The 20350-nt window shown below is 53.2% G+C and carries 3 protein-coding genes; all 3 read right to left on the bottom strand.

The window, feature by feature from the left end:
* Positions 1 to 4 precede the first annotated feature (4 nt).
* Positions 5 to 2221: a hypothetical protein gene (locus tag P8N76_12665; GenBank protein ID MDG2382515.1), complete on the bottom strand. Its 2217-nt coding sequence runs from the start codon at positions 2219 to 2221 to the stop codon at positions 5 to 7.
* Positions 2222 to 2623: 402 nt separating this feature from the next.
* Positions 2624 to 6046 carry an Ig-like domain-containing protein gene (locus P8N76_12660; GenBank protein ID MDG2382514.1) on the bottom strand — a complete coding sequence of 1141 codons (3423 nt, stop codon included), beginning with the start codon at positions 6044 to 6046 and terminating at the stop codon, positions 2624 to 2626.
* A 253-nt stretch (positions 6047 to 6299) separates the two neighbouring features.
* Positions 6300 to 20171 (bottom strand): DVUA0089 family protein, encoded by a 13872-nt coding sequence (locus P8N76_12655; GenBank protein ID MDG2382513.1) that lies wholly within the window; start codon positions 20169 to 20171, stop codon positions 6300 to 6302.
* Between the last annotated feature and the right edge of the window lie 179 nt (positions 20172 to 20350).

Below are 20350 nucleotides of genomic sequence, written 5' to 3'. Positions count from 1 at the left end.
CGCCCTATCGATCGCGCCCCCTACGTGTCGTCATGCCAGAGCGGCCAATCGAACCGCCGCCCGCTCGGCCTGAGGATCGGGACATTGAATTGGCACGCCCTCCGCGTGATGGGCTGGGACTCCGAGAAACACTGGGACTCCGAGAAACACTGGGACTCCTCCTCCTTGAGGGACTGCTGCTTCGCGATGCATTCGGAGCGCCTGACACCGTGCGACCGCGACCACTTCGGGAGACATTCGACTCGGACCGCGATCGACTCGACTTTCCTGATCCCGGCGAAGTCCGCGATATATTCGGAGCGCCTGACACCGTGCGACCGCGACCACTTGGGGAGACATTCGACTCGGACCGTGATCGACTCGACTTTCCTGATCCCGGCGAAGTCCGCGATACATTCGGAGCGCCTGACACCGTGCGACCGCGACGACTTGGGGAAACATTCGACTCGGACCGTGACGAGTCTGCTTGCGAATCAGGCGATCTGGCCATCGTCGCGTCCGGCGTCGCATTACCCTTGGGGGAATTGCGACTTGGCAAATCTTGAAATCCTCGGAAAGGCAAATCGACCGTCCGCTCCGAAGACGCAGAGCGAGCCTGACTCGATACCGAACCGCGATTCCGAACCGCGTCAGATGATCCCTTTGCCGTCTCTTGACGACGACTACCGTTGGACTGTCGACGTTCTCCTGTCGTTTCACGACCGATCGGATTTTTCAGAGTTGTTACGCGTTCGGAGTTACCGTTCCGCCGTTGCACGGAGGGGATTCGATTTTCGATCGCTCCTGCGGTACGGTTTCGTGGATTCTTTTTCGACCCCAAATCAGCTTTCTCTGATCGCCGGCCTCTCTCTTGAGAATTCGATAATTGATTCCCACGACCAGCTCCCCGACGACGGGAACCGTCGGCATTAGCCTGTTGTTTTAACCGCTGCTGTCTTAACAGAGAAAGATCCCGATTCGAGGGGTTGGTACCTGCACCTCGATTGGTCTGAGATTCGCTCGAACCGGCGACGCGATTCGATCTATTTGTCAAACGATCTTTGGCGCGTTCGTTTTCGGATCTCGATCGACCCTGTTGGGTTCGACTGCGAGCTAACGCTTTGGAGTTCGACTGAGAACGCAACTGCAACACATCACCACGTATTCGATTCCGATGCTCTTCGCCGCGTCTCAAGTCTCTAGAACGATGTACCAAATCCGAATGTCGCGAACGCCCACCATGAGATTTCTCATGATACTTGTGAGCAGGTCGACGATCTTTGTGGTGGCGATACAAAGCGTGTCGATCGTGCAAGGAGCGATGAAGACCGATTTGATGACGGCCGTACTTCCATCGATAGTGCACATAGAGCGGGTCATAGGCTCGACGGTGATGAGAATGGTAGCGATACCACGGTTGGAATCCTCGTGTTGTGTAAAGGTCATCGTAGTAGTCGCCAAAATAATAGTGGCAATAACCGGGACGCACCCAGAGATGCGTAAAGGCTCCAGCACAATCCACGACTAAGCTCGGACGGTAGCGCATACCAGCGCGATAATGGGTGAAATAACAAGGCGCGTATAATGTGCCCCGCTGATCCCAGCCATAATCCCAGTATCCTGAGACGTACCGACAACCTGAGCCAATGGCCACGTAATAGTCAGGAACCCACACCCAATTTTCGTGACATCCGGTCCAAAATCCGGGACGCCAAACATACCGATTTCCCTTATATCGCCAGTTTCCGGGCACCCAAAATTGATCTTCCGAAAGCGGCTCGCTCGTCGGCCCTTCTTCCAATGATTCCGGCGGAACAGGCAAAACTTCATTGGCGACGTCATTTTTTGCTGCCGACCAACGTCCTGGAATCCAACGATATCCCTGATCGGAAGCTTGCCACTCGCCGGAAATCCACTCGCGGCCAACCGGTGTCCGACGCCAAACACCACTGACCCACAGGTAGTCCTGACGATCATCATCCCAAGCCCAATAACCGGACACCCACTGCACATCGTCGCCCGCGGGAGGATTCGTCGGAGCCACTTCTTCGACGCGAGGAGGCGGTGCCTTGGGAACGATCATCCTGCTTTCGGGTGCCAATGGAATCGGCTCTGCAAATGCTTCGTGAACCGGTCCTCGCATCATCGGCTCCATCTCGGCATCGGGAACGAAGCCGTCATCTTGAGCGAACACCCCGGAAATCCAGAGCAACGAAAGCAGCAAAGCGACGAAGTTCTTCATCACATCTAACCTCACTCATATTGAATCATTGCTCGCCATGCTGGGAAGAATTCATTTTCTCGCGAGCGTAGCCAGTAGTGATAGCAAACCCCGCGCCAAACAGCGCAATTGACGAGCCGCCAATCATTATGACGATAAACCGGCAGAATTGGCCAGGGCTGCGAAATGGGTCAAAGAAAAACAGAACCCTTTTAACGACCTCTGTCATCATTATGAGCGAGCCCCGAATCTTTCTGATTACAGAAGCTCATGCCGGTCGAACATGCGGCCAAATTGGGAGAGCCCCGCAAGCGTTACCGGTTCAATAGGTTGAGCAATACAGCGCCGAGCAGTATCCGACCCCAAAAAAAAGCCGCGGCGATTCACTCGGAACCGCCGCGGCTTGTCTACGGTGAAACGCGTTTATTGGTCGTTGGCGAACAGCTCATCAACTGCCGAAGCCGACAATGACGACGGACGTTGAATGCCGTGGTCTTCCGGTTGGCCATCAACCTGGAAGATGTAGCCATTTTCATCACCTGTCAGATGCACGGTTCGACTTCGGGTCAATGAAACAGTCGACAACTGCTCGACTCCATCCGCTCGTGCCCGAATTTCAGCACTGGTGCCACTCTCGGATAATTTGACCGAAATCGAATCGAATTCACTCCAGGCCAAATCTGCGTTGTACCAATCCGATTGTCCGTTGGGGGCAATCCTGGTCCAGAGACCTTCGAGTCGACGTGAGGCGAAGAATTGCGAATTAACGATGTACTTGGAGTCCAGGCCTCGATCGCCAAAATTGTATTGCCCAGCGTCAACGCCCGCCGGGAGCTTAATACTGAAGCGATCGCTTCGTAACGACTCTTCTCCGTCAATTGTATCCTTCCCATCCACAGTAAACGCTGGCTGGAACTCAGTTAGGATGTAATTTCCCTGCAACAAGCCATCGAAGGCAAAGGTCCCATCGGTGGCGGTGTTGGTTTCCAGGAAGATCTCTTCATCCAGCAAATTGGTCCCTCTGAGAGTGATTTTCACATTTGCAATACGATTCTCGGCCTCACCAACTTGACCGTCATCGTTGGTATCGAAGTAAACCATTCCCTGGACCGAACTTGGAAGCAGATTACCAACATCGATCGTGACGGTGGCGAGATTCGAGAGCTCGCCATCGGCTTCCGCTCGATAGGTGTAAGTATCTCGACCGACGAATCCCGTATCGGGTGTGTAGACAAAGGCCCCGTCTGCTTGCAAATCAAGCGTACCGTTTTGGGGTGGATCGGCCAGCACGGCGCTCATCGTTTTGCCTTCAAGATCGAAATCGTTCGAGAGCACTCCTGATTCAGCATCGACAACCAATGGATCCATGTCATCGATGACATAGAAATCATCGACCGCAACAGGAGCGTCGATGACTGGAATCACATCAATCGTAACCATTGCCACATTCGACAAATTGGCTCCATCGGAGGCCTGATAAGTGAAGGTATCCGATCCGAAGTAATTGTCTTCGGGTGTGTAGCGGAAGCTACCATCATCGACGAGTTCCAAAACACCATGAGAAGGTGCGTCCACCAAGATCGCTGTCAAGACGTCTCCGTCGGGATCCGAGTCATTGGCCAACACTCCATTCTCGGCTGACACGACCAACACGGCATCCTCGCGTGTTTCGTATTGATCATCGACGGCAATCGGTGGATCGCCTTGCTCAATCGTGACTTCGACCGAGCCATAGTTGATAAATTCAGACTGAATTGGATCATCAAAGTTGTAGAGCAAGACTTCGTGAGCCGGTAGCAATTCGGCCGGATCCGACGCGAACACCATCGTGCCAACTCCACCGGCGACGAACGAGGCACTGAACAGAAGTAGCTCGTCGGGGCCAAGTGGCGCCAGACCATCAAAGGCACCCGCTTCATCGATCACTCCGGCGGTCGAAAGATCTCCCGATCGCTGATTGGCGTAAATCTCGTTAAATGACAGCTGCTCACTAACGAGCATGGCATTATCAGAATAGACGACATCCAAGTAGGCCGAAAACACGCCGTCAGGCGATGTACTACGAACATCTTCGACATAGACATTCAGATTCACCTGACTCCCGGGTGACACAGCCGTCACAGGAGTGCCTTCTGCATTGGTAGCTTCCAAGCGGAAATTCATCAGTATGTCATCCGAAACAGTAATGGTTACTGTTGCGACATTCGATGTATCCACATCATCACTCGCCACGTAGGTAAACGTGTCTTCGCCCACGAAATCGGCGTTCGGCGTGTAGACAAACGACCCGTCAAGTTCTAGCTGCACAGCACCATTCTGCGGCAACTCGACGACCGATGCCGATAAGCCCTCGCCCTCGGGATCAACATCGTTGACCAGCACACCATCGGCAGCAGCCACCGTGAGCTGAGTTCCTGCACCGGTCATGTAAAAATCAGGGACGGCCACAGGCCCGTCATTGACCGCCGTAACTTCGATGGTGACGTTCGCCTCGTTGGAGTCCAGCAATCCGTCATTAGCCAGATAGATGAAGGAATCGAAGCCGAAAAAGTCTTGGTCCGGCGTATAAGTGAAATTCCCATTTCCATTGAGCTGGAGTGATCCGTGCGACGGCAAGGTAACGAATCGTGAATTCAACGCGTCACCGTCAGGGTCAAAATCGTTGGCCAACACGCCAACGACTGTATTCAACACCGAATCTTCAGGGGTCGCGTATTCATCATCGACGGCAACAGGGGGTCGGTTGACGGCCTTTACATCAATCTGAACAGTCGCCACATTCGAGGCCGCACCAGCCGTGTTTGCCACGTAAGTGAAGCTATCGATTCCAGCGAATCCCTGATTTGGCGTGTAGTTAAAGGAGCCGTCCGCAGCTAATTCGACGACCCCATTGCCAGCATCATCAACGAGAGAGGCAGTCAAGGTGCCACCCGCAGCATCCAGATCATTGGCGAGTACGCCATTTTCAGCATCGACTGCCAGCACAACGTCCCAAGTCGATTCATAGAAATCATCTTCTGCCACCGGCGCTTCCGTCGCCCCAATTTGCAACGAGGTTCCAACGAACATGATTTCGTCTTCGGCAACCGGTGAATCGGCTCCGAAAAGCAGTACGTCGTGCAGAGGCGAAACATCGGCAAAGCTAGGAGCAAAGGTTACGTTACCGGTCGCCTCAGCCAGCATATCGACATTGAACAAAAGTCGTTCTGTAGGTCCCAAAGGACTGAGTCCATCGATCGAGCCCACCTCGTCAATCAATCCGGGTGTAGAGCTGTCACCAGACGGAGCGTTCCCATAAGAAGGACCGTGTCGAATATCGGAACTGACGGCCGCCAAATCGCTGCTGTAGTTCACATCCAGATAGCCAGAGAAGACACCACCATCTTCACGTTCGGTCAGATCCTTCACATACCCACTCAGCACGAAGGTTGAATTGGCGTCGATGCTATCAATCACGGCTCCGTCAACATCCGTTACCTCTAAACGGATTTGAACGAGCAACTCGTCTTCCCCTTCGGCGTTGAGTTGATTCAGAACCATTAACGCGTCCATGGGGCTCAGAAACGCATCGCCGCTCACATCGTAAAACAAGGCTGTATTAGCGGGATCTTCTCCCGAGACAAGAGATCTCGCCCCGCCATGATTCAATTCATTCAAGATCAGGAGCACGTCAACGGGCGTCGTCAACCCATCAGCATTCACATCCGTAATGCTGGCCGGATTCTGCATGAGATCGCCGGCCAATAATGCTCGCGTTTCAAGTTGCTCGGACAGCAGCGGTCGTGCGATGCGACTAGATCGACGACTCCGCGCTCGCTTACCACTCAGTGTTAGGCGTTGAATCATTGAGGCGCTCTTTTTCATTCTCGAATCCGGGGCGTGTGACATGTTTCTCGTAACCCAAACGGTACGCGTTGGGCTGGTTATTTAAACTGAACCGAGCGAGATTTCCGCTTGGTCTCAGTATGATTCAAAATCACGAAGTGCAAACCTAGCGACACAATCTTTTCAGCGATTGAACGGTTCGGATATAGCGAATGCGCGTCCAAACTCAACTTATCGATCGCAAGATCGTATCAACCTCTTAGCGCTTCATATCTTAAACAAGATCTCCTAAATCGAATCCATCATCCGCATCGTCTAACAAAAGGTCATTAGCGATGTCGTCCAACAATTCCTCCAGGGCGGTATCCGCAAGCCTCGGATCACTGAACAAGCCTCCTGCTTCGCCAAGTTCAAGCTTTTCAACACGCTTGTCAGTCGATTCAGCAGCTGAATCCCTTACAACTTCATCGACCGCCAGAACTGATACTTTCTCTCGACCATGGAGGGCAGCACCCGCCAGGACACTCCAACCTGCTTCCGTCTCAATCGATCGAACGCCAAATTCTTCCGGTTCTGCTTCCGCCGCTGCAGCCATCGCCGGCAAAGCGGCCGATTGATTGAGAAAGTTAATAATCAGTAAAGCGTCGCGGGGAGTCGCAAATACATCTCCATCGACGTCCACATAACCCAACTGACTGGGATCATTAGGTTCAATCGGTGGATTATCGAGTAAGCCAGTGATCTCATCACTGGCAAGCCGATTGTTTAGTTCGTTGATAACCAGCAAAGCATCGAGGGGTGCGACAAAGCCATCGTCGTCCACATCCAAAGAATTTCGATCGTTCTGCCACGGCAGTTCACTTGTGATGTCAATCACGTAGTCTTCGACTTCACCATTCAAGGCGAGTCCCGTGGGAGCCAAGCCACCATCATGACTCAAACGGAAACGAGCAAAGCTACGACCGAGTGATGCGTCCTGGGGAACAGCGACTTCCAACGTGCTCACACCCGAACCTACCAATTCGCTAGTGAACACCTGGTCTGTGAAACTTGTCCAAGCACCATCACGATTAAAGTCGATCCAACCATCCAATCGACCTGGTTGAGACGCGATGACTTGAATGCTGGCTGATCGACCGGGCACAAGCGGATCAAGGAATGTGACACCATCTTCATCCGGAATATCTCCGTTGGCGTTTGGCGAAGGCTGACCATCGGGTTCAGCATCGACCAATTGTCCAAGATGGAAACCGGGTTCGATCACATGGCTGGCGCCATTGTCCAACAGCAGAACAGGATAAGTGCTCGAAGCGTCTCCAAAATCTTGCTCCTCACCGCCAATCGAAATGGTGAAACGTGTTTCTCCGAGCGGTTCGTTAGGCTGCAACAGATTATCAGCAAGGTCACGAATACCGGTTTCTTCGGTGTTGTCCAGGATAATGTCGTAGACGCGTCCCGGCTGCCAAACGCCGGACAACGCTGTCAGCCGCACAATTCGGCTAGTGCGGTCAAAACTAAACGTGTAGTCAACGCCGTCCGTCAACAGCACACCGTTACGGAAGACTGCAAAAGCTTCCGTCACCACTGTGTCATTATCGACTCCAGTTCCTCCTTGTCGCTGAGTTTCATTCAAGCCGTCGTTTAACTGAACCTCGAAGGCTCGGATTGCCGGGTTATTGACCTGAACGACACCAAGCACCGGATTCAGATCCGAGCTACCATTGTCGGCTGGAGCAATCAAAGCGGCAGTGGGCCCAACGAAGTCGGCCCGATCGATGGCACCACGATCTTTAAACACGTTATCCCCGAGGCCAGCGGGCGTGTCCACGTTCGGATCATCCACTCGCAACTGACCCGTGTTGTCCATTTCCGGAGCGAGAATCGGTGATACGGAGGCACCAATCGGATTCGAAACAAAGACGATCGCCGGACGATCTCGCAGTGAATCGATCGAACTATCGATTGCTAACGAGCTCTCGGCAAGATTGAAATTGCTGTCGTCGCGATCAACAAACAGCACCTCGCTCGCACTCAACACGATCGGGAAGTCTCCCAGACCGGCATTTGAATTTGCGATATTATCCTGATACAGCGTACCGCCAATCACCGTCGACTGGGACGTACGATCAACTTCGATGCCCGTCTCAAAATTAACAATGATGTTATTGAGCAAGGTGGGACTGGCATTATCATCCACCTTCACACCGGTTCCCAATGGCGTATTTTCGAGAAGTTCCGGTAACGAAGCTGGCCGACCGCCTACCAACGTATTATTGACGATCCGTCCAAAGGGTACGGCGGCGTCCGGTTGACCGGCGGGCTGCGCGTCACCGCTGTAGTAGATCGCTCCCAAACCGTTGTAGGCGATCACATTGTTTTTGATTACGGCACCCCGGGTCAGCTGTTCCGAGTTGTCATCATACAAGAGACGCGGCGGGCCTTGATGTGCAAAATTACCAGGCTCAATGCGAGCCCCCGCATCAAGCCAGATTCCATATTCTGACGAATTCGTGATATTCGTCGAATGGATGATTAATTGTCCCTGATCTCGTTTGATGTTTCGATCACCGAAATTGGTTTCGGCATTCACTTTCACGGACTCTTTTTCACCCCCAACCACGAGCTCAATCCGATAGGGTCCGACCGCACCACTCAAGCCACTAGCAATCAGATTGGGGTCATAATTCATATTGCTGAATCCGCTCACACCCACATAGTAATCGCCAGCCATTGTGGCCGTGTACTCAAGGTAGGCGTCACGAGATGCAACCTCACCAGGTGCCACGTTGTCGTCACTAAAGGCCAGTTGCGTGCCGTCCGCATCAAACAGACGTACGACGGTATCGACGGGCACTTCGAGTGAATCAAGATCGATGGCAATTCGATCTCCCACCACAAGCTGAACTTTGATCAGATCCACATCGAGCCCAGCACCGATTGCCGGATTGTCACCAATCTTAGCAATCGCGGTGAAACCCTGAGCCCCATCAGAACGGATCAAGGAATCGATCGCGTCGGCCAGGGTATCGTTAGACTCGAGCAGCTGCCCTTCCACCACATTCGCTCCTGCCTGAATAACGGGATTCCCGAACAGATCGATGCGGTTGCTACCCTCACGTGATTCAGCTCGAACGTCAATCGCAGCTTGCACCGGCATACTGTTGATCACGGTCGTGATTGCATTTGCGATAACGGCAGGAGAGTCAAAAGCCGTGAATGGAACCGGCAGATGACCGGGCGATACACCATTCCGCAAGGAAGTCTCGTTGTACTCGAGGATGACATCGGATGTGCCATCACCAACCACAAAGCTCATGCCATCCGCAACTTCGTATCCGCCAGGTGATCTGATTGATACGGCCGGGGCCAAGCGATCTCTCGGATCAAATGATTGGGTTAGGATCAAGGTCGGAATCGGCTGGAAATCGCGGATACCGTAAAACGGTGATGAACGCATTTCGATGCTGTAGTCACCGACAATAATCTCTTCCGCCGGTACCGGATCAACAAGGGTAAAGCCATCGTTGCCATCGGCCGAGGTGTACATTTCACCCCGCTCGCGGAAGCCAATCACGAGATCATCGATGTAAACACCTTCAAACGCATTGTCACGCCCCCGTAAGAAACCGGGGAAATCGCCGTCGGTTTCGCCATCCGGAAACGTCGACGCATTGAAGGCCCCGAATCGATCGCCGTCCAAACCATTCAGTTCGAATTCAGGGAACAATTCTGAGTCAAAGAAGCCGGTTACCGACAACCCGAGCGGACCTGCATCGACAACCGAACTGCCGTGAAGTCGGACGATGTTTTGATAACCTGGAACACTTAGTGGGTCACCCCCACCATTCGAAGTCGCCACGGCTCGTCTCAATTCAAGTGCAACTTCATCCGCGCTCATTCCCAAATTGATGGGAACGGGGAAACCCGAGGTACCCGGAACCCCGTCCACGACGAGCGACGCACCGGCTGGCTGAGATATCCCTGTAACTCCTTGCAGATTGAGTCGGGAACCGCTGAGGTAAGTTTCGATAGGTGAATCGCCACCGACCAATTGTACCTGAAGATCGTAATCACCCGTCGCACCGGAAACACCGCTTCCCGTCACGAAAGGATTGTACGAAACATTCGCATTTCCACTCACGGCGATGTAGTACGAACCTGCCTCAAGCGACGTATAGTCGATGTAGGAATCCGAAGTGAACAAAGACTCACCAGGAGCTGCATCATTGTCGCTTACCGCAACCTCAGTTCCTTCGGAATCGAACAGTCGCAGGTAGGAATCTGTCAAACTAGTGGAGAAGTCGCCGGTGGAATCCAGATCGATTAAGACCTGTTGTCCAGCCTGCAGTTGAATCTCGAGCATGTCCACATCCTGCCCCGCTCGGCTTCCAAACAAGGTTGGGTTATCACCGATGGTGCCACTGCTCAACAGGTAGCCAAACATCAAGGATGTGCGAATCGGCTGAGAGATGGTATCGTTTTGTTCTTGCGACAAATCCCGATGCTCAATCCCTTTGCCGAAGCCTAACAGAATCGAATCCTCGACCGACCGAGCCACCTCAATCGGCGACATCCCTCGGTAGAACTCAACCGGTGTATTGCCATCCGCCACACCGTTGCCAAGATCCAACTCAAAGGTTACCGGTGGGTTAATCCCATCCGTCAGAGTGAATGTCTCGCCATCCGAGAGCCCTGCGCCGGAGATTGTATTGAAGGTATAACCCAAGTCGAATTCATAGGTTTGGGAATTGAAGCCGAACAATTCTTGCACCGACAGCGAATCACCATCAAAGATCTCAGACGAATCAACTGCTCTGACCTCGTCACCACCAGTGAGCGGATTGCCAATATCAAGCGATCCGGCGGTGGAAAAGTCAAATCGCAACCGAACGTTCTTATGTCCGCCGTAAGGTGAAAGATCAATTCGTGCTTGCTGCCAACCCGCGTTATCAATTAGCTCCTGGACGGCAAACGGGCCATAGTCATACTCATCGTCTGCATCGTCACCACCGCGGAAACTGTTATTCGTAGCGATCAGCTGCCATTCGCCATCATCGTCTGAAACGAAGACACGGAAGGAGTCTCTCATGAATGGAGGAGGAACTACATCGCCCTCGGCGGCTTCTGTATTGAGCAAATAGTTGAAGTAAAGTGCGGGACGATCGGTCAAATCATAATCACTCAGATCGATCGAATTCGAGATCACACTGCCGTTGGCACCGCCGGGGAAATCGTAGGAATCCCGGATTCCAGGATCGTTTTCGACACCTGCCCAAATACCAGGTTGATCGTTCGGATTATCAAATCCAAATCGCAAACTGTTGTTCGCATCCGGATTCTCCGCCTCACGACTGCCATCGGGTGCCTCATCAAATCCGTGCCCACCGTCTGCTCGGCGTTCCGACGTGACATGCCACAGATTCATATCCAGGGTACCGAACGAGAATCCAGTGGGATTGAACACTCCCGTGTTGATACTTGTCTGACTGTTCATGAAGACAGGCTGCAGTTCACCTTCAAGATTGAAGGCGTACATATTCCCAAAGGTGTCCATCCCAAACAGCATTTCAGCATAGCGTCCATCCTCCATGTTCTTCGGACCAGGCTGCAGCGCGGAAAAGGCGATTGGGCCGCCGGTCGGATTTCCAAACGCATTCCGGCCGCCAGTCAATAAATCGGTGGAGGATTCGATGTAATCCGCCACAGCGTTGTTAGAAAGCGGACTTCGAATTTCAAATAAACCACCCCCTTCGCCTAAACCACCGAAGAATTCAGGGAAGAAATCCGGTCCAGTGACACCAAACAGCCGTCCTCCGATCATCGCTAATCCGGTGAACAAGCCGCCTGGAGCCGTTCCACCAATCCGCAGCGGTGAGTCTACCGACTCAACGAATGCGGGTGCGGCCAGTGTGACTGAAGCACCGGCTGCAGTCGCGTTCATGGGTGTTGTCGTGTTGACTGCTAAGGCGATCCGGTTGCTAATCTCGACTTGCGTGTCAGCCGCTCCAAAATCCACACCGATAAACCCGGGCGTCACGCTTCCACCGGCGGCCGCATTGGGCTGGAAAATACCTCGATTTTCAAGCTGCGGGAAACTTCCGACGACAAAACCAGGGAAGTTAATTCGATTGCCATCGACGCTCGCATCGGTCACGGATGTAGCAATCGCATCACCAAAATCAGCAAAGGAAGCATTTTCTTCCGTTGGGATGAGATTCGCCGCACCCCCCGGTGTCCCTTGAATCACAATCCCAGTTGACGATGTGGTTGCCCCGGTACTGGAGGACTCACCCGTCAATGAGATTCGATTTGAATTCGGCAACAGAGATGCTTCGACGTTGTAATTCCCAACAGCATTGATCGAGGAAATGATCGCATTAACAAGCGATGCTTGGTCCATGCTTTGAGTGAATGCAATCCGCACATGTCCAGCTCCGATCGGACCGCCGGTCCCATCGTCGAACTCAAAGATGCGGGTTACGGCAGGAACTTGACTGTCCGTAATCGAGATTGTTTCGCCATCGGAAACACCGTTCCCATTGAGGGCATTCACAACAATCACCGAACCCGTTTCGAATTCGAAAGCGGTACCGTCCAGTAAGAACGTATCACCATCTCTGACAAAAACACCATTAGCAGGGCTATAGGTGTAACGAACTTCTGGACCGCTGTTAAACTGGAAATCAAACAGATTGCCCGTGCCATCGTCGAGCGTGAACTGAAGACCATCGGTAATCCGAGCCAGGGTCGCTCCTCCTGCACTGATCTCGGTTGCCTCACTGGTCAAAATCGCAGAATTACCCAAACCGAACGGATCAGTCGTCGTATCCAAACGACCTCGTTCGCGGATCTGCGTGCCAGCACCCTCGAGGCGAGCGTCATCTTCACGATCCGCAGGATCAGGAGGCGTAATACTAAAGGCCAACCCCGAATCAACGTTGAATTCATAGAGCACGTTGGTTGTGGGACCTTCCACGTTCAGGGGCTGGCGAAGCCCCCGGTTACCAATCGCGAATCCACGTAGCGGATCACCAAGTTGCCCGAAGGTAACGCCCTGAAATTGAACACCATCTTCTGTTTGCAGAACCGTATCGGGAGCCGCTGGATCATCCGCAAACGTCTGAATTCCATCGTCACCAATGACCGTGCTTAATTCTGTCGTCGCAAGACTCTGATGATCGATTTGGAGGTAATTCCCTGAAGTCGCGTCCGTCACTTCCTCCTCTGGAACCGTGAAGCCATACAATCGTCCATCGGGTTTAATCGCAATATCTTCCACGTTCCCAGAAAACGTACCAACCGTGTTTTCCAAGGCACCGGTGAAGGCGTCAATCGCAACCAGGCGACTGCGATCTAACCCGAAGTCCTGCGTGGCAAAGACCGTAATGTCGCTCAATCCATAAGGCACGATGCTCGGCGTCGAGATGTACATCTTGGGTTCGGACTCACCGGGAGCCGATATCTGCTTCACTCCGGCGGCGTCTTCCAAAACGACCTCCGTCAGAGTTGCAAAACTATTTGTTCCAATCGTGACGCCAGCAGGTCCATTGGCAACAATCGCATCCGTTATCGTGCCAACCAGCGAGGCGGCAGTATCAGCGAAAAACCCGTCATCACTGAAGGGAATCGGAACATTGAGTCCTCGAACCGCATTATCATTGTCGAATTCGTAGACCACTGAACCGCCATCTAGATCGGTAACGGTAAACGTTTCCCCATCGACCAAATCCACGCCGTCGGGCGGAACCAGTCCAAAAGCATCGGAGAACAAGATTGGCACAAGCGGCCCATCTGGAATGGTCGATCCACCTGAATAGCCGATACGATCCTCGACAACGCGAACGAGCGAGTTGATCGGTTCGGCTCGCAGCAAGGAGTTTTGCGACAGCGCGTCGACGGAGTAGGCGGCAGTAGAAACTGCCATGTAGTAGGTTCCCTCTTGGAGCTCCACAGTTCCAAGATAAGGATCCTTCGAACCGGTGCTACCCGCCGACAAATCGGTCAACGCATCGCTGCCAGCGATTGCTGGTCGATCATCCGTGATACTCGAATCATCACTACTGTAAACCAGTTGGCCGCCGTCATTGAAAATGTGAATTTTGGTATTTGGTCGAGCCAAACCGTCGGTAAAGTCCACATCAAAAGTCACGGCCGCATAAACGGGTGGGCTGTTCGGACCACCATCGATCCGTTGAATGCCTTCAAGCTGAACATCGAACTCATACCAGTCGAGATCCGTGTCATTCGATATCGATCCCGCCAGCGTCACCGCACCTCGATCGGAGGATAAAATATTCCCGATTGGCTGAGCGCTTGCACGCGTGTCGTTGTCGAGGTCGACTTCGGTCACTTCGCCCAACAGTGGCGAGTGGGCCGGTTGACCAAACACCTGAATCGCATTGACTGCATTACGGATGTCGGCAAACTGCACTGTCGAACCCGGCACTTCGTTCATCTGTTGCAAGCGGATCTGCAATTGATAGGCGCCCGAAGTGATACCTCCAGAAATATTTGTCGCGACATCATCACTGCTGCTGCGAACTCTCACATGATAGGTGCTCGTATTGCCTTCCGAACCCGGCAAGATAATTCGCATTCCGGCGTCGTGCAGATTGACCGTATATCGATCTTTTTTGTCAAACACGGAACGATCCATACTCCGTGCTGGACCAAACAGGCTGTCCACGCCAATTTGCTCGTTGTAGCCTTCATCGGACCGAGCCACTACGAGACCGTTGGCATCAATCAATTCAACAACGGAATCGAGCGAAGTCGACGTCTGGTCAAGATCGACCCAGACTTCCGTTCCACCCTCAGCTCGGAAACTGTAAACGTCAACGTCAGATGGGGCATTTAGAAAACCATGCACCTCAAAACCGAGCCGCAGGTTATCGTCGCCACCCTTCTCAAACGGTGCTAATTGACCCAGGAATTGAGCCGTATCGGGTACGGCGTTGATTCCCGGAGCCTCGGCGTTGATCGATTCTCGCTCCGTCGCGACATCCACATTTCGATCGTGGCTGTATTCATCCAGTAAAATCCCACGCCAATCACCCGCAAAAGATGAAGGATTACGAGGCAACAACTGAACAAGCGAAGTAGCACTCGCCGTTAACGAACTGCCCTGAATGTCCCAAGCAAAAGCGGTCGTGACATCCTCGGGACCGTAGACCTTGCCGAGATCAGGATCGTCAACCTCAGGAAGAGAGAGCGTGTCGATATTGCCAGTGAGCGAATAAGCCGCACCCGCACCCTGAATGGCAGCGTTCAAATCAGCTGCCACATCAGATGCCCATCCGACAAAATTCGTATTGTTTCCGGGAGTATTCTCGAGCACTCCGCCGTGCCCAAAACCAACTCGTTGGTTGTCGTCGACCGTATAAGCCCGGAACTCATTTTCACCAGCCGATCCGCGTGTGAAGAGAATGTCACCGGCACCGCCAAGAATGGCAGGGTCCAAATAATTGATTAAGCGCAAACTTCCGAGCGGGTCATCACTGCTAAAGCTAACATCATTGAAGACGGTTGGATCACCATCTTCAAACCGTGTTTCGACTCGCCAATTGATGATTTGCTCATCATCAACTGTACCAACGGTAAAGTTACCGGTGCTCGCAACAACATCATCGGCAACCAACGTCGGGGGTAGCGTGACATTGGTGGTACCCAAGTTGAAGGCGCTACCGTTCCGTCCCACATCGACGTAATTGGTGAATTGAGCGATCAGATTTTGCTGCTGGAGGATTCCCGTCTGTGTCTGAACGGTGACTCCGGTAGCGTTCAGAGCACCACCGGCAGACGGATTCGCCTGGAAGAATCCAGGCACATCCGTTGGCACATCATTATCGATCAACGTGCCATTATTGGACTCGGGGCCTGTCGGCAAACTGCTGCCAGGACCAAATGCGGCCCCGTTTCCATCGGTGTCATTTTGCACTCGACCGGCCGGATCGAAGCCGGCGCCAATCGAATCGTCTCGCAAGGAAGTCATGACGACCGGAGAACCTGGCTGGCCAACAAGCTGCACGCGACCGCCAATCCGATCGCCTTGATCCAAGGGACGACCATTGGCCGTCAGACCGGCATTCTCACCTTCTAACTTGATCACCAAGCTCGCCGTGGGGCTACTTTCCAGCCGAATTCCACCGTGAGTGTGGAAATCGGGTGAAACAATTTCGTCCAAGACGACATGGACGATGTCGGTATCATCCCAAACGCTTTGCGTATTGAGAATCTCGCCACGAACGACCAGGCCGTTGATCGCGTTATCACCAATGCGATTGGCGCGAATAAGAGGACCTTGGTTGTCACCAAAGTCGCCGATCAGATCAATGGTTCCCGTCGAGCGTCCATGATCGGTCACCAACTCGTTATTCAACGCGGCCGGGTTAATGCTAATCACGGGTCCATCGTTATTTTGGAAGATGTTATCGACCAAGATGGGCTGTGCACCGCGAACAAACACCGTGCTCGAATTATTGAAACCGCGACCAAATCGATCGGCCGGGGCTTGGCCACCGACACCTGTCGCGTTTTGAGCGAAGGTCGAATTTGTTACACGTGCCGTCGCTTGATGGATCTCTAAAGCATTGAACGCGGTAAAGCTTCCCTCCACCTTGGTCACGCCACCACCAAACGACACCACTCCATAATCGATGCTGGCATCGCTGGTATGCCCGACAAAGATGCCCGCCCAATCTCCAGGATTCGGCTGACTATCGTCCCGATCATTGGACGAATCAAAGGTGCCACCAGCTCCATATCGATCATCGAGAATCGATGTCATCACGACCTGAAATCCATCGCGACCTTCCGCAATCAGTTGGGCCCCAAACGACGCATCGATGTATGAACCATCCAATTTGACAACCACCGATGGATCGATCGCTAAACGCGCGTTCAACCTGGCACTCGTATCCAGACCCTGTTCGTTCAGCATCATACCGCTGTTGGTAGATCCGCTGTCGATCACGCTGGAAGTGGCAAGAGGAGTTTCTGCAACCAGCCGGAATGGACTGACTCCACTACTCGCGCTTCGATAAATACGGCGTGAGACCACATCCGCCTCAAAACTCAACGGCAGATCAGATAACTGCAAAGAACCTTGCTCACCTCGTCCCAGTACTTCGACGAGATCAGTGGCAGCAGAGGGTGCTGACTCGCTCCCATCGTTGCGTACAAAGGTGAATTTGTAGGAATAGAACCCGCTGCTTAGGTTACCATCTGCGAGCGGCGTCACGACCACATCATTCGCGCTCGGAGCGCGTGTAGCCCGTTGTAGCGGGCCTCCGGGCGATCCCTCAATCACCAAGTTCTCGGAGATGACATGCACCACATCAGGATCGTCGAATCGACCGGAAACAGTCATGGACCGCAAATCATTGCCGGCTGGCGTGCGGATCCGAACAAATACTCCATTGATGGAGTTTGCCAATAAACGGTTGCGATGGATTTCAGGACCGATCCGCGTGTAGTCGGATGTGAACGGAATGCGTTGATATTCCGCCGCGTGAAAATTCGTTTCTTCGAAGCTGTTCGGATCGGCTGAAATGGCCGCATCCGCACTTCGGGAGATGGAGTTTGATGTAATGGTAGGACGCGCCTCAACCATTTGAATTGGCGTCACCACCTGCTGAATCGACTCGATCACCACCTCGCCACCACCGTAGCGAAGATCAGCATGGTTCACGTAGTCGAGGAAGATGCCCTCCTGTTCATATTCAAATCGACCCTCGGATCGGTCCACGTCGTGACGGAAGTCCAACCCGCCCCAATCACCAGGATTCGGCGTCGTCGTCAAAGGATCATTATCGATACCAATCGTTTCATCGTTGATGGAAGTGATTATCACACTGTGCTTAGGTGTACCCAAAATCTGTAGGGCGCTGGCGCTTCGATCGACACTCGGTGCGGTGCTACCAACACCAATTCGAGCCCGTCGCATTTTGAAGATAGCGCCTTCGTCAATCATCACGGTAACGCCTTGCGGCACATCCATCGAGTGTCCATCGGCGAGTGGACGGTTGAGCTGATCGAAACCAAGCTCATACGCGTAGTTGTCAACAATCGTTCCCACATTGCCATCGACACCGCCGTTAGCAACGATTCGCACGATGTCGCCAGAACTGGCGGCAGACAAAGCGACTTCGATATTGTTGTAGGGATTGGTCAGCGATCCTGTCCCTCGCGCGGCGGCTGATTTATCAACGACGAGTGTTTTTTCAGGCGTTTGCGCTCGGAACCAGAAATTATTCACTCCACCCGGCAATCCGTCCGAGTTTCCGTCAATCGGAACACCCGTCGCATCAACGATCGAATTTGCCACATCGGGTCGAAAACCAAACCGGAGTTCGTAGTCGCCCTCGGTGCGGCCACCCAACCCGGTACCTTCAATTTCCGGATTGTAATTGTCATTACCGGTCGAACTCACACCCACATAGTAAGTACCGCCAGGCAACAACATTTGCACAAACGAATCGTTGCTGTAATAGTTGTCGTTGCTTGCTAACAACTCACGGTTGCCCGCGTCATCCTCACGATAGAGCGTAATGACCGTGTCCAACAAGCTGACCTCGCGCTGCCGTTCGGCAAACGTTTCAGCCGTAAACAATCCCGAGGCATCCAACTCAAAGCGGTACAGATCAATGTCACGCACCTCAGGCCGGTACAAGTGCTGAGCGTGAACAATGTCGTGATCCCCAGGAAAGAACGGTTCAGGCTCATAACCGGGTACCTGATAATTTCCCATGATCGTGCCGGGCGGCAGATCGTAGCTATGTCCGAGCCCTAAAAGATGGCCGATCTCATGCATCGCCGTCTCGAACCAATCTGCACCAAACGAATCGTCCCAACTTTCCGCGTTGTCCATGATGGCAGTCGGTATCGCGCCCAACTCCGGATCGAGCACAGCGCCGGCAAGGCCAATTACCCCACCCGGTCCGGTAGAAATCGTGGGACTGATCGCTCGTAGGTCGCCCGTAGCGATGCTGAAGAACGTCACTCGGGAATTGGCCAAATCTTCCAGAGCAGCCTCGTCCGCTTCGAAGAATTGGGCGCCAATGTACTGGCCATAGAGCTCGAAGATTTCCCGGGTTCGGTGACGTTGGGCATCGGTGATCAGATTTCTTAGCGGCACGCCAAATGGATCGGAGCCATACACATCTCGAAAGACATACCCGATCGTAGACACGCCGGTCTGCTCATCCGTCGTGGGAATTCGCTCGCTGCCGTCCAGGGAGACCGTATCGTCAATGTGTTGATTCTCAGATTCGACTGGTAGGTCGCGATGACCAGGATCATCGTTGCCGCCGGGATACTCCAGCGGAAAATTTTCCAGGTCTTCGATGCGACTCGAAATGATTTGACTAACTTCTAACGCACCGACGTCCGTCGCCGTGTCAAAGCTGGAACCTGGGTCCACCGGCATATCGACGTTGACAGGCGCTACCGGCGCTTGCTCGTCCGTGCCGATGCGTAAGCGATAAGTGCCCGGCCCTGTGGAAAGTTCATCCAAGGGTGCCTCAAAGGTCAACGTCGCACGATGCTCGTTCGGGTTGTATTGCACCGTCGTAGGATGATGGGCCGGCCCGTCATCGGTGTTTGTCACCGTGTCGCTCGTAAAAATCAGTTGATAGAAACGAGGATCTTGTGCCGAATTGGCATCAAGCCGATCTTCGTTGAAATAGACCACAATTTGATCGCGTGCCTGTTGGAGCTGATTGCCGATTCGCGTGAGCGGCTGGGGCACAACGGCAACAATTTGAGCTCCCAAATCAAGCTCGAAGTCAAGCTTCTCGCCATAAGCATCAATTCGATAGAGATCATCTGGCAACGTCTCGGCGAAACGGACAACCGCCTCCGCCGAAGACTGCCCCAAGCCAACGTAACCCGGCATCACCAAGATATTGTCGCCGTCGTCGAGATCTCCATCGAGACCCGCACGCATGATGCGGATCTCATCCGGGATCGTCTCCGGATCGAGTGCCGGTGCCGATTCGTCAAAGCGAAACGTGAGCGAAGTTGGTGCCACGTTCAGAACTTGACCGGTTTCCAAGAGTTCCCCCGCGTTCGGCTGAATGCCGACCAACTGCGCAAGCATTGCGCGGGGCTCGAGAGCCTCCATCGCCGTGTTCCGGCAAGAATTCACTTGACCGCTTCGGACAGAAGGCTTTTTTTTCTTATTTAAACGCGTGCGCTTCGCTGAGTACCTAGAGGACCCAAAAGCCATAACTTACTACCTCAACTGGGGTTCCAACGTGCGCGAGAAGATGAGAAGTATCGCGAAAGGGGAACGGACAATTGCAGGGGGATGACGCCGACAATTGG

It is taken from the genome of Pirellulaceae bacterium, assembly GCA_029243025.1.
Lineage (GTDB): Bacteria > Planctomycetota > Planctomycetia > Pirellulales > Pirellulaceae.
The sequence above is the reverse complement of the archived record's forward strand: the minus strand, read 5'-3'. Positions and strand labels throughout refer to the sequence as shown.